The sequence below is a fragment of the Roseovarius salinarum genome, assembly GCF_002834145.1.
GTDB lineage: Bacteria > Pseudomonadota > Alphaproteobacteria > Rhodobacterales > Rhodobacteraceae > Roseovarius > Roseovarius salinarum.
Genome location: NZ_PHNT01000016.1, coordinates 13345 through 25764, shown reverse-complemented (window position 1 = coordinate 25764; position 12420 = coordinate 13345). Strand labels below are relative to the sequence as shown.

Here is a 12420-nt window from a genome sequence, read left to right as displayed (position 1 = left end):
GTCCGCAGAAAACGGCTTGCGCGTGCCCGCGCGCTCGCACAGACTCGCGCGACCGCGACAGGAGGACCAGATGAGCGACGACAGCGACCGTCATGCCGCGAAGATGGCCAAGAAGAAGGCCGCGCGCGAAAAGATCATGGCCACAAAGACCGACGAGAAGGGCCTTGTGATCGTCCACACGGGCAAGGGCAAGGGCAAGTCATCGGCCGCCTTCGGCATGATCTTCCGCTGCATCGCCCACGAGATGCCCTGCGCGGTCGTCCAGTTCATCAAGGGTGGCATGGGCACGGGCGAGCGCGAACTGATCCAGTCGCATTTCGCGGACATCTGCCAGTTCCACACGATGGGCGAGGGGTTCACCTGGGAAACCCAGAACCGCGACCGCGACATCGAGATGGCCCGCGCCGCGTGGGACAAGGCCAAGGACCTGATCCGCGATCCCGAGATCCGCATGGTCCTGCTCGACGAGATCAACATCGCGCTGCGCTACGACTACCTCGACGTGGACGAGGTGGTTGAATTCCTCGCCACCGAGAAACCCGAGATGACGCATGTCGTGCTCACCGGGCGCAACGCCAATGACGCGCTGATCGAGGCCGCCGACCTCGTGACCGAGATGGAACTGGTCAAGCACCCGTTCCGCGCGGGCATCAAGGCACAGATCGGCGTGGAATACTGACGACACGGCAACCGCGCCGGCCGGCCGCTTGCCGCAGGTGAACGCGCGCCATATCATCCGTGGACCGATCCCATCAGGATACCGCGATGCCGTTCCAGAAAGTCACCCCGGAGAAACTTGCCACCGCCGTGACCCGACAGATCGAGAAACTCATCCTGCGCGGCATCCTGCGTCCGGGCGAACGCCTGCCGTCCGAACGCGAACTGGCCGAGCGCATGGGCGTGTCGCGCCCGTCGCTGCGCGACGCGATCTCCGAATTGCAGGACAAGGGGTTGCTGACGTCGCGCGCGGGCTCGGGCGTTTACGTGGCCGACGTTCTGGGAAGCGCGTTCTCGCCCGCGCTGATCCGGTTGTTCGCGGATCACGACGAGGCGGTGTTCGACTACATCGGCTTTCGCCGCGACCTCGAGGCACTGGCGGCCGAGCGCGCCGCGCGTCTGGCGTCCGAAACCGACCTGAAGGTCATCCAGACCATCTTCGACAAGATGGAGGTGGCGCATGCCCGCTCCAACCCGGCGGAGGAGGCGCGGCTGGACGCCGAGTTCCACCTGTCGATCATCGAGGCCAGCCACAACGTGGTGATGCTGCACATGATGCGCTCGATGTTCGACCTGCTGCGTGAGGGCGTGTTCTACAACCGCCAGGTCATGTTCAAGCAACGCACGAGCCGCCAGCAACTTCTCGACCAGCACCGCGCGATCAACGCCGCGCTGCAGGCACACGACCCGCAGGGCGCGCGCAAGGCGGTGGAGACGCATCTCGGCTACGTCGAGAAACAGCTCGAGGACCAGCGCAAGACGGCCCGCAACGAGGAGATCGCGCGCCAGCGCTTCGAGCACGAGCAATCGCGCTGAGGCGCCGCGCGCTCAGCCGCCGCGCACCGCGTCGATCATCCTTTGCACGTTGTCGGGATCCGCGTCCGGCGTGATGCCGTGGCCCAGGTTGAAGACGTGCGGCCCGCCCGAGAACGCCTCCACGATGCGGCGCGTCTCGGTCACCAGGGCCTCGCCGCCGGTGACCATGTGCGTGTTGGCCAGGTTGCCCTGCACGCAGCCGTTGACCTGCACGTTGGCCGCGGCCCACTCCGGCGTGACGCTTTCGTCCAGCGCCACGCAGTCGGCGCCGGTGGCGGCGTGGAACCCGGTATAGGCCGCGCCCGCCTGCCGCGGGAACGCGATCACCGGCACGTTGTCGTGCCGCGATTTCAACTCGGCGATGATGCGGCGCGCGGGGGCGGTGGCGTAGGCCTCGAAATCCGCGCCCTGCAACGACCCTGCCCAGCTGTCGAACAGCTTCACGCATTCCGCACCGGCGTCGATCTGGGCCGAAAGGTATTCGATCGTGGCCTCGGTCAGCCGCTCCAGCAGGGCCTCGAACAACGGTCGGTTCTCGTCCTTCAGGGCGTGCGCCGGGCCCTGGTCGGGCGTGCCCTGCCCCGCGATCATGTAGGTCGCCACCGTCCACGGCGCGCCGGCGAACCCGATCAGCGCGACGTCGCCCGGCAATTCGCCGGACAGGTTGCGCACCGTCTGGTAGATGGGCGACAGCGTCTCGTGGATCTCCGCGGCGGGCTTGAGCGCGTCGAACTCCGCCTGCCGGGTGATCGTCGACAGGCGCGGTCCCTCGCCGGTGACGAACCACAGGTCCGCGCCCAGCGCCTGCGGCACCAGCAGGATGTCGGCGAACAGGATGGCGGCATCGAAACCGTAGCGGCGGATGGGTTGCAGCGTCACCTCGGTCGCCAGGTCGCTGTTGTAGCAAAGCGACAGGAAATCCCCTGCCTGCGCGCGGGTCTCGCGGTATTCCGGCAGGTAGCGGCCGGCCTGCCGCATGATCCAGATGGGCGGGGTGGGCAGCGTCTCGCCCGCCAGCGCCCGCAGTAGTGTCTTGGCCTCGGCCATGCGTGCCCCCTGTGGTTTGCCCCCGCATCGCCGCACCGTGGCACAATGTCAAGCGCCCGCGCTTGCCACCAATCGCCGCCCCGACTAGACGGGGGCCATGACAAAGGACCTGCCCACACCCGACGCCCCGATGAAGCTTGGCACGCGCGGCTCGCCGCTGGCGCTGGCGCAGGCGCACGAGACGCGCGACCGTCTCGCCGCCGCCTTCGACCTGCCGCAGGCGGCGTTCGAGATCGTGGTCATCAAGACCACCGGGGACAACCGCGCGATGATCGCCAGCGACACGCCGCTGAAGGAACTGGGCGGCAAGGGGCTGTTCACCCGAGAGATCGAGGAGGCGCTGCTGCAGGGCGGCATCGACGTCGCGGTGCATTCGATGAAGGACATGCCGGTGGAACAGCCCGCGGGGCTGGCGCTCGATACCTGCCTGCCGCGCGAGGACGTGCGCGATGCCTTCGTCTCGCCCGGCGCGGCCGGCCTGGCAGACCTGCCCGAGGGCGCCCGCGTCGGCACCTCGTCGCTGCGGCGGCGGGCACAGGTGCTTGTCGCCTTCCCGCACCTCGAGGTGGTCGAGTTCCGCGGCAACGTGCAGACCCGCCTGCGCAAGCTCGACGAGGGCGTGGCCGCCTGCACGTTCCTCGCGATGGCCGGGCTCAACCGGCTGGGCCGGGCCGACGTGGCCCGCGGCCCCGTCGCGCCCGAGGAGATGCTGCCCGCCATCGCGCAGGGCGCCATCGCGATCGAGCGGCGCGCCGACGACAGCCGCGCGGCCGGCATGCTCGAAGCGATCCACGATGCCGAAACGGGCAAGAGGCTGGCGGCCGAGCGCGCCTTCCTCGCCGCGCTGGACGGCTCCTGCGAGACACCGATCGGCGGGCTGGCCGAGATCTCGGGCGGCACCCTGCGGCTGCGCGGCGAGATCCTGCGCCCGGACGGTTCCGAGCGGCTGACAGACGACCGCACCGCCCCGGTCGAGGACGGCGCGGCGCTGGGCCACGACATGGGCAAGGCGTTGCTGGCGCAGGCCGGCCCCGGCTTCTTCGACTGGCGCACGGCATGAGCGCGCCGCCCCGGCGCAGCACCCACGTGCTGGTGCCGGCGGGCGGCGACGCGACAAGGCTGGTCTTGGCCTGGCCCCGTCGACGGGCCGCGATGGTGTTCCTGCCGGCCTGTTGCGGCGCGGCGCTGGCAGCCGGCACCCTTGACGCGCGCGCGACGGGCGGGATGCGCGCGGACGGCTGACACCGGGGGCTCAGTCGGGCAGCAGTTTTCCCGGGTTCAGGATGTCGTCGGGGTCCAGCGCCCGCTTGATCGCGCGCATCGTGGACAGCGCGACCGCATTCTTGCGCCGCGCCATCGTCTTGCGTTTGAGCGTGCCGATCCCGTGCTCGGCCGAGAAGCTGCCGCCCAGCTCGGCGACGACCTCCTCGACCATCTCGGTGATCGCCGCCATGCGCGCCGGATCGGCCTGCCCCGGGCGGACGGAGTAATGCAGGTTCCCGTCGCCCAGGTGCGCCACCGTGACGTCGTCGGCCTGCGCGTCGATCTCGGGCAGCCGCGCGCGCATGCGCGACAGGAAGGTCGCCACGCGGTCCAGCGGCACGGCGATATCATGGATCACCGCCGGCCCGCCGGCCATCGTCACCTCGGCCGCGGCCTCGCGCCGCGCCCACATCTCGGCCCGCTGCGCCTCGGACCGGGCCACGACCGCGTCCAGAACCTCGCCCCGTTCGAACAACGCGCCAAGCACGCTTTCCAGGTGCGCCACGACCGGCACCTCGCCATCGTCGCCCGGCGTCGCGTCGCGCGGCGCCAGCGCACCCACCTCGACCAGGACGTTGACGTCGTGCATCTCGTCGAAGGGCGGGCGGGCGCCGGCCGTGTGCGCCATGTGCGCGGCGATGTAGCTGCCCGGCATGTATTCGAAGGCCTCCACGGCGCCACCCGTTTCCTCCTGCAGACGGTTGAGAAGCCCCAGCGCGGCATCCACCGACGGCGCGGCGACCATCGCGGTGGCATACGCCCGCGGCTTGGGATGCAGCTTGAGCACGGCAGCGGTGATGATCCCCAGCGTTCCCTCGGCGCCGATCAGAAGGTCACGCAGGTCGTAGCCCGAGTTGTCCTTGTGCAGCGCGGTCATCAGGTCCAGCACCTCGCCCGTGGGCAGCACCGCCTCGATCCCGAGGCACAGGTCGCGCGCGTTGCCGTAGCGCAGCACGTTCGAGCCGCCGGCTTTGGTGGCCAGGGCGCCCCCGATCATCGCCGAGCCGCGCGCGCCGAACGTCAGCGGAAAGATCAGCCCCTCGGCCTCGGCGGCATCGTGAAGCACGGAAAGGATCGCGCCGGCCTCCACGACGGCGGTGCGGGCGGGCACGTTGATTTCGCGCACCGCCGACATCCGGTCGAGCGACAGCATGAGCGCACCGTCGGCCCGCGTGCCCTGGGCCAGTCCGGTGTTGCCCGACACCGGCACCACGGGCGTGCGCGCCGCGTTGGCCAGCGTCACGACCCGCGCCACCTGCGCGGTGTCCGCGGGCCGCACGACCGCCAGCGGCCTCCACGCGGCCTGCCCGGTCCAGTCCCGGGTCCAGGCCGCCATGTCGTCGCCCGTGAGGACATGCGCCGCCCCCACGGCCCGCAGGAGCTCTTCAATCATGGACATTTCCCCGCATCTGTCGCCGGGCCGAACCTGCGCCAGCCACGACCCGGGTGCAAGACCGGACTGGACGGACGCCAGACCCGCCCTAGCCTATTCGCCAAGCCAGCAGGAGGACCCGCCAGATGCTCAAGACATTCCGCCGCCTTGCCCTCGCCGTCGCCGCGATCACGATACTCGCGCCGCTGCCGGCCACGGCCGAAAGCGAGGACTGGGTCTTCGACTCGATCGACGGCGGCACGCTGTCGCTGTCCGACTGGTCCGGCCAGCCCGTTCTGGTCGTGAACACCGCGTCGCGCTGCGGCTACACCTACCAGTACGACGGGCTGCAGGCGCTCTATGACCGCTACCGCGACGACGGGCTGGTGGTGCTCGCCGTGCCATCGCAGGATTTCCGGCAGGAGCTCGCCACCGACGAGAAGGTCAAGGAGTTCTGCGAGGTCAACTTCGGCATCGACATGCCGATGACGACGATCACCCACGTCCGCGGGCCCGACGCACACGCCTTCTACCAGTGGCTGGCCGACACCCACGGCTTCGCCCCGCGCTGGAACTTCAACAAGGTGCTGCTGGGGCCCGACGGGGACATGGTGGAAACCTACGGCTCGGCCGCCCGGCCGCTGTCGGCGGCGATCACCGACCGGATCGAGGCGCTTCTGCCCCGGGGTTGAAACCGGCAGCCTCCCGTCGGCCTGTGGCGGGCAGACGGGCAATTTTTCAGCCTTGACGCGGCAAACGCCGTGGCCTACCTAGCGCGCGTTCGGCGGAGTAGCTCAGTCGGTTAGAGCAGTGGAATCATAATCCATGTGTCGGGGGTTCAAGTCCCTCCTCCGCTACCATTCCTTTCAAGAGCACGCGCACCGATCCCGGGCCTCGCCGCGGGGCGGCGATTTACAAACACCGCGATCCCGCGTATCCTTCAGGCAAAGCAAAGCGTCGGGAAAAGGCGCATACAGGCCGAGCAGCAGGTATCATGACACGATCCGGGGTGACGCGCCGCGCGACATGCGCCCACCGTCCGCGCACGAGGGGCGGCCGTGGCTGACTATTCGTTCTTTGCCCTGCCCGAATCGAGCGTCACCGTCAGCGGTGGCGGCCAGCTTGACGGGGTGACGCAGGGCGACGGCTCGCACCTCGTGGGAAGGACCATCACGCTCGAGAACCGCGACTTCTCGGAGATCGCGGTAAGCGAGCCCGGGCGCGACGACGATTTCGACGACAACGACGGCAACCAGCGGCTCGACGGCGCGCAAACCTTCGACGGCACGACCTACGGTGACGGCACGCGGATCGAGGCGGAGTACCAGTTCGTCCTGGAAGACCCCGACACCGGCGAACGTTACACGGTGCTCGCGGTAAACTTGAACAACAGTTCACCCGCTTATGCCACGGTGGAAGGCCTCGCCTTCGTCGACGCGGTACCGCCGACCGGCAAGCCGCTGACCGTCGTCTCTGCCGCCGAGGGGCCCGGAAGCGGCGGGCAGGGTGACGTCCCCGAGGCAACGATCGTGCCGATCTGTTTCTGCGCCGGCACGCGCATCGCCACCCCCGGCGGGCCGAAACCGGTGGAGAAGATCGCGGAAGGCGACCTTGTGATGACCGCCGACCGTGGCCCCGCGCCCGTGCTGCTGCGCCACGCGCGTTTCCTGTCGCGGGCCCATCTCGCCGCGCAACCGCGCCACGGGCCGGTGCGGATCACTGCAGGCGCGCTGGGGGGCGGGTGGCCCGCCACCGACCTGTGGCTTTCCCCCCAACACCGTGTCCTGCTGCGGGCGAAGGCCGCCGCCCGGATGTTCGGCCGCCCGGAAGTGCTGGCGCCCGCCGCACAGCTGGCCGGCTGGCCGGGCATCGACCGCGCGCCCGCGCCGCGCGGGGTGCACTACCATCACCTCCTGCTGGACCACCACGCGGTGCTGACGGCCGAGGGTGCCGCCGTCGAAAGCCTGCTGCTGGGCGATATCGCCGATGCCGAGATCCCGCCTGCAACGCTTGCCGCGCTGCGCCAGCGGCACCGCCTGCCCGAACGCATGACCCCGGCCCGGCCGCTGGTGAAGGGCAAGCGCCTCAAGCGGCTGCTGTGGCGGCTGTCCGCCAACGGGCATCCCCTTGCCGCACCTGGGTCGCCAGGCAAGAGCGCCCCGGCGCTGATACCCTAGACCCCGATGAGCCGCTCGGACGTGGCGGTGTCGAGCGCGTCGAACCGGCCCGACCAGACATCCCGCCCCTTTTGCAGGATGACCGCGCGGTCGGCCACCTGCCGCAGCTCGGCCAGGGACTTGTCGACCAGCAGGATCGCGAGCCCCGTCTCCTGCCGCAGCCGCGCGATCACCGCCCAGATCTCGCGGCGCACGACGGGGGCGAGACCCTCGGTCGCCTCGTCGAGGATCAGCAGCCGCGGGTTGGTCATGAGCGCGCGCGCGATGGCCAGCATCTGTTGCTCGCCCCCCGACAGCGTCGCGGCCATCTGGGCGCGCCGCTCGGCCAGCCGGGGAAACAGCGCGGAAACGCGCGCCAGATCCCATGCCCCGGGCCGTGCCGCCGCGAGCAGGTTCTCCTCGACGGTCAGGTTGGGAAAGCAGCGCCGCCCCTCGGGCACCAGGCCGAGACCCAGCCGCGCCGCCTTGTGGGCGGGCAGGCGCGCGATGTCGCGACCGGCGAAACGAACGGTGCCGTCCGCCAGCGGCACGAGCCCGCAGACCGCCTTGATCGTGGTCGTCTTGCCCATGCCGTTGCGCCCCATGAGCGCAACCGCCTCGCCTGCCTCCACGGACAGCGAAACGTCGAACAGCGCCTGGCTGGGCCCATAGAACACGGCGAGATTCTGCACGGACAGAAGGCTCATGATCCACCCCGGCGCGAGCGGCGGCGGCGGTCGGGGGCGCTGCCCCCGTCGCCGCAAGCGGCGACTCCCCCGGAGTATTTCCGCCAAGGCGAAGGTCGGGGCGCGCGCGGCTTCATCTTGCCGGAAATACTCCCGCCGGAGGCATCCAGGCGGCACCGCCCGGGCAGCCGGTCGGTCGACAGGCCCAGCGTTGCGGTCATGCGTCCTCCCCCAGGTAAGCCTCGCGCACCGCCGGGTCGGCGCGCACCTCGGCGAGTGAGCCGGTGGCGATGACCCTGCCGTAGACAAGCACGCTCAACCGGTCGGCCAGCGCAAAGACCGCGTCCATGTCGTGTTCGACCAGCAGGATCGGCGCCTGCCCGCGCAGCCCGTCGAGGAAACGGGTCATGCGCGCGGACCCCTCGGGGCCCATGCCCGCCATGGGTTCGTCCATGACGAAGGCGTGCGGCTCCAGCGTCAGGGCCACGGCAACCTCGAGTTGCCGGCGCTGGCCGTGCGACAGTTCCGCCGTCCGCACGGCGGCCACGTCGGCCAGCCCGACGCGCTCGAGCGCCGCCATCGCCCGATCGCGCAGCGCCGGGTCGCGCAGCGCCGGCCGCCAGACCCGGAAGGCGCCACCACGCGCGCCGAGCGCGCCCAGCACCGCGTTCTGCAGCACCGTGTCCTCCATCGCCAGCGCGGAGACCTGGAACGTCCGCCCCAGGCCGGCGCGCGCGCGGGCCTGGGTGTTCGACGCCGTCACGTCACGACCCCGGAAGGTGACGCGGCCCGCATCGGGCGCCAGCCCGCCGCAGATCAGCTGGATGAGGGTGGACTTCCCCGCCCCGTTCGGGCCGATCACGGCGTGAATCTCGCCCGGGCGCAATTCGAGGCTGACACCGTCGCAGGCCGCCAGCGCGCCGAACCGCTTGGTCACCCCGTCCGTGGCGAGAACCGGATCAGTCATGCGCACGCCCCCGCCCGGCCAGCGTGCCGACGATCCCGCCGCGCGCGAACAGCACCACCGCCAGCAGGATGAGGCCGAGGTAGATGTGCCAGTAGTCCGACAGGTCTCCGAGGACGTGCTCGAGCGCGACGAAGAGCGCCGCCCCCGCGACGGGCCCGCAGGTGCGCGCCACGCCCCCAAGGATGACGAACACGATGATCTCGCCACTGGTCTGCCAGCTGAACATTGTCGGGCTGACGAACCGGTTGAGATCGGCGAACAGCGCGCCGGCGAGCCCGGTGATCGCCCCCGACATCACGAAGGCCACCAGCCGCAGGCGAAAGGGGCTGAGCCCGACCGTCGCCACCCTTGTGGGCACCTGCCGCGCGGCGTTCAGCGCCAGCCCGAACGGTGCCTTCGCCAGCCGCGCGGAAAACAGCAGCGCCAACAGCAACAGCGCGAAGCACAGCCCGAAGAACTGGATCGGGTCGAGCGTGTTCAGCCCGGGGAACCCGTTGCGGACATAGATCGAAAGCCCGTCCTCGCCGCCGTAGGCCGGCCAGCTGATCGCGAAGAAATAGAACATCTGCCCGAAGGCCAGCGTGATCATGATGAAGTAGACGCCCGAGGTGCGCAGGCTGAGCGCCCCGATCACCAGCGCGGCCAGCGCCGCCGCGGCCACGGCGACCAGCCAGATCACCGGCATGGATTTGGTGCCCTGGATCAGGATTGGCGCCTCCATGATCGGGTCATAGGCCTGGGCGTGGCTGGCAAGGATCCCCATGGCGTAGCCGCCGATGCCGAAGAAGGCTGCGTGGCCCAGGCTGACCAGCCCGCCCAGCCCCAGCGCGATGTTCAGCCCCACGCCCGCCAGCGCGAGGATCGCCGCGCGGGTGGCCAGCGTGATGGTGAAGGGCTCGTCGACCGCCCAGGCCCACAGCGGCACGCCCGCGACCCCCGCCAGGAGCAGGGCGTTGATCCAGCCCTCGCGGCTCATGCGGCCACCCCGAACAGCCCGCGCGGCCGCCAGATCAGGACCACGGCCATCAGGATGTAGATCAGCATCGAGGCCAGCGCCGAGCCGGTGGTCGTGGCCGCCGAATTGTCGAGGAACAGCCGGAACAGCGCCGGCAGCAGCACACCGCCCAGCGTGTCCGTCAGCCCCACCATCAGCGCCCCCACCAGCGCACCCTTGATCGAGCCGATGCCGCCGATGACGATCACCACGAAGGCCAGGATCAGCACCGGTTCGCCCATGCCCACCTGCACCGACTGGATCGCGCCCACCAGCGCGCCGGCCAGCCCCGCCAGAGCCGCGCCCAGCGCGAAGACCACGGTGTAGAGTTTCGAGATGTCCACGCCCAGCGCCGCGATCATCTCCCGGTCGGATTCACCGGCACGGATACGGATGCCCAGCCGCGTGTGGGACACCAGCCAGAACAGCCCCACGGCCACCGCCAGCCCCACGCCGATGATCGCCAGCCGGTAGAGGGGGTACTCGATCCCGCCGGGCAGAGTGACCGGCCCGGACAGGTAATCCGGGATGTTGAGGTAGAGCGGGAAGGAGCCGAAGACCCAGCGCGTCCCTTCCGAGAAGATCAGGATCAGCGCGAAGGTGGCCAGTACCTGGTCGAGGTGATCGCGGTGATAGAGCCGCCGTATGACAACCAGTTCCACGATGGTCCCCGCCGCGGCCGCCGCCGCCAGCGCCGCCACCAGCGCCAGAAGGAACGATCCCGTCGCGCCCGCCACGGCCGCGGCGGCGAAGGCACCGACCATGTAGAGAGAGCCATGCGCGAGGTTGATCAGCCCCATCACCCCGAAGACGAGCGTCAGCCCGGCGGCCATGAGGAAAAGCATGACCCCGAACTGAAGCCCGTTGAGGACCTGTTCGATGAAGAGAATGGGTGTCACGGAAATGGCCTTGTGCCGGGGGGCGGGCACGCGCGGCGCCCGCCCGTGGGCCGGTTACATCTTGCAGTCGTCGACATAGACGTTGCTGTGATCCTCCAGCGCGGTGCCGATGATCCTGTTGGTGAAGACATCGCCCTCCTTGATCACCTCGCGGACGTAGATGTCCTGGACCGGGTGATTGTTCGCCGCGAATTCGAAGTCGCCGCGAACACTGTCGAAATCGGCGGCCTTCAGGGCGGCGCGGAAGCCTTCGGCGTCACCCACGTCGGCGGCGTCCATCGCCGACATGAGAAGGTTGGCCGTGTCGTAGCCCTGGCTTGCATAGAGCGAGGGCAGCCGGCCGTATTCGGCCTGGAACGCCGCGACGAAGGCCGTGTTGGCCGCGTTGTCGAGATCCTTCGACCACTGGCTGGTGTTCTTCACGCCCAGCGCGGCCTCGCCCACGGCCTGCAGGATGCCCTGGTCAAAGCTGAACGCCGGGCCGACCACCGGCAGGTCGAGCCCGCTGTCGGCATACTGCTTGAGAAAGGAAATGCCCATGCCGCCGGGCAGGAAGAAGAACACGCTGTCGGCGTCCGAGGCGCGGATCTGCGCGATCTCGCTGGCATAATCCTTCTGCCCGAGCTTGGTGAAGACCTCGCCCGCCAGTTCGCCGTCGTAGATGCGCTTGTAGCCGGCGAGCGCGTCCTGCCCGGCCGGGTAGTTGGGCGCGAGGATGAAGCTGTTGGAAAAGCCCGCGTCGTTGGCGTAGCCGCCGGCGGCCTCGTGCAGGTTGTCGTTCTGCCAGGCCACGTTGAAGTAATTGGGATGGCAGCCCTGACCGGCCAGCTTCGACGGCCCGGCGTTGGGCGACAGGTAGAACTTGCCGCGGGCCGTGGCACTGGGCACCACGGCCATGGCGAGGTTCGACCAGATGATGCCGGTGAGCACGTCGACCTTTTCGGACTGGATCATCTTGTCGGCAAGCTGCACGGCGATGTCGGGCTTGCGCTGGTCGTCCTCGACGACGACCTCGATGTCGTCGCGGCCCGCCTGCTCGATGGCCAGCAGGAAGCCGTCGCGCACGTCGATGCCCAGCCCGGCGCCGCCGCCCGACAGCGTGGTGATCATGCCCACCTTGACGGTATCCTCGGACGCGGCCGCCGCCGTGCCCAGCGCGCCGATGCAGGCCGCCGCGATCAGTGATCTCAGTTTCATTTGTCCCGTCTCCCTTGTTGGTCCGGTTTATTGTCTCAGAACGCCTTGAAGGTCAGCGTCGTCTCGGTCCGCTCGATGCCCTCGATGTCGAGCAGGTTGTCGTTGATGTACTTGCCCACGTCCTCGGACTCGGGGATGTAGAGCTTCATCAGCAGGTCGAACGGCCCGCTGGTGGAATAAAGCTCCGAGTGGATCTCGCGCAGCGCGATGTCCTCGGCCACGCGATACGACGTGCCCGGCTTGCAACGGATGTTCACGAAGACGCAGCGCATGCTTCCCCCCTCTTGTGACGCGCGCCCATTTAGA

Annotated in this window: 14 protein-coding genes and 1 tRNA gene; 7 read left to right on the top strand and 8 right to left on the bottom strand. The window is 69.5% G+C overall.

All coding sequences use genetic code 11. The annotated features are described in order from the left end of the window. Positions 1-70: 70 nt before the first annotated feature. Positions 71-679: a cob(I)yrinic acid a,c-diamide adenosyltransferase gene (gene cobO / locus CEF10_RS13580; RefSeq protein WP_101068717.1), complete on the top strand. Its 609-nt coding sequence runs from the start codon at positions 71-73 to the stop codon at positions 677-679. A gap of 86 nt (positions 680-765) precedes the next feature. Continuing rightward, the gene (locus tag CEF10_RS13575; protein WP_101068716.1) at positions 766-1533 is read left to right on the top strand and encodes a FadR/GntR family transcriptional regulator; all 768 of its coding nucleotides are present in this window, start codon (positions 766-768) and stop codon (positions 1531-1533) included. A 12-nt stretch (positions 1534-1545) separates the two neighbouring features. Here the strand turns inward: CEF10_RS13575 and hemE are convergent, their stop codons facing one another. Next, positions 1546-2580: a uroporphyrinogen decarboxylase gene (gene hemE / locus CEF10_RS13570; protein WP_101068715.1), complete on the bottom strand. Its 1035-nt coding sequence runs from the start codon at positions 2578-2580 to the stop codon at positions 1546-1548. A 97-nt stretch (positions 2581-2677) separates the two neighbouring features. Here hemE and hemC point away from each other — a divergent pair, with 97 nt between their 5' ends. Together hemC and CEF10_RS13560 are read left to right on the top strand one after the other, a co-directional pair. Further along, the gene (gene hemC, locus CEF10_RS13565) at positions 2678-3640 is read left to right on the top strand and encodes a hydroxymethylbilane synthase (RefSeq protein ID WP_101068714.1); all 963 of its coding nucleotides are present in this window, start codon (positions 2678-2680) and stop codon (positions 3638-3640) included. After that, complete coding sequence (locus tag CEF10_RS13560; protein WP_101068713.1) at positions 3637-3822, top strand: hypothetical protein; 186 nt, start codon at positions 3637-3639, stop codon at positions 3820-3822. The genes hemC and CEF10_RS13560 overlap by 4 nt, the downstream gene beginning before the upstream one ends. 10 nt (positions 3823-3832) lie before the next feature. On the opposite strand, the gene CEF10_RS13555 is transcribed toward CEF10_RS13560, so the two are convergent. After that, complete coding sequence (locus CEF10_RS13555; RefSeq protein ID WP_101068712.1) at positions 3833-5242, bottom strand: FAD-binding oxidoreductase; 1410 nt, start codon at positions 5240-5242, stop codon at positions 3833-3835. Between the two features lie 119 nt (positions 5243-5361). Between CEF10_RS13555 and CEF10_RS13550 the strand changes: the two genes are divergently transcribed. From CEF10_RS13550 to CEF10_RS13540, 3 genes are all read left to right on the top strand, one after another. Next, a complete protein-coding gene (locus CEF10_RS13550; protein ID WP_101068711.1) occupies positions 5362-5907 on the top strand; it encodes a glutathione peroxidase in 546 nt (181 codons plus the stop codon). A 91-nt stretch (positions 5908-5998) separates the two neighbouring features. Next, a tRNA-Met gene (locus CEF10_RS13545) sits at positions 5999-6075 on the top strand. A gap of 198 nt (positions 6076-6273) precedes the next feature. Beyond that, entirely contained in the window at positions 6274-7392 is a 1119-nt protein-coding gene (locus CEF10_RS13540) for a Hint domain-containing protein (RefSeq protein WP_101068710.1), read from the top strand. Here the strand turns inward: CEF10_RS13540 and CEF10_RS13535 are convergent. From CEF10_RS13535 to CEF10_RS13510, 6 genes are all read right to left on the bottom strand, one after another. Further along, entirely contained in the window at positions 7389-8078 is a 690-nt protein-coding gene (locus CEF10_RS13535; RefSeq protein WP_101068709.1) for an ABC transporter ATP-binding protein, read from the bottom strand. The two genes, CEF10_RS13540 and CEF10_RS13535, sit on opposite strands and share 4 nt — an antisense overlap. Positions 8079-8274: 196 nt before the next feature. Beyond that, a complete protein-coding gene (locus CEF10_RS13530; protein WP_101068708.1) occupies positions 8275-9024 on the bottom strand; it encodes an ABC transporter ATP-binding protein in 750 nt (249 codons plus the stop codon). Further along, positions 9017-10000, bottom strand: a complete 984-nt coding sequence (locus CEF10_RS13525; RefSeq protein WP_101068707.1) for a branched-chain amino acid ABC transporter permease — start codon at positions 9998-10000, stop codon at positions 9017-9019. Before CEF10_RS13525 ends, CEF10_RS13530 begins: the two co-directional genes overlap by 8 nt. Then, positions 9997-10917, bottom strand: a complete 921-nt coding sequence (locus tag CEF10_RS13520; protein ID WP_101068779.1) for a branched-chain amino acid ABC transporter permease — start codon at positions 10915-10917, stop codon at positions 9997-9999. The genes CEF10_RS13525 and CEF10_RS13520 overlap by 4 nt, the downstream gene beginning before the upstream one ends. 54 nt (positions 10918-10971) lie before the next feature. After that, complete coding sequence (locus CEF10_RS13515; protein WP_101068706.1) at positions 10972-12114, bottom strand: ABC transporter substrate-binding protein; 1143 nt, start codon at positions 12112-12114, stop codon at positions 10972-10974. A gap of 35 nt (positions 12115-12149) precedes the next feature. Beyond that, positions 12150-12386, bottom strand: a complete 237-nt coding sequence (locus CEF10_RS13510; RefSeq protein ID WP_101068705.1) for an Lrp/AsnC ligand binding domain-containing protein — start codon at positions 12384-12386, stop codon at positions 12150-12152. Positions 12387-12420 lie beyond the last annotated feature (34 nt).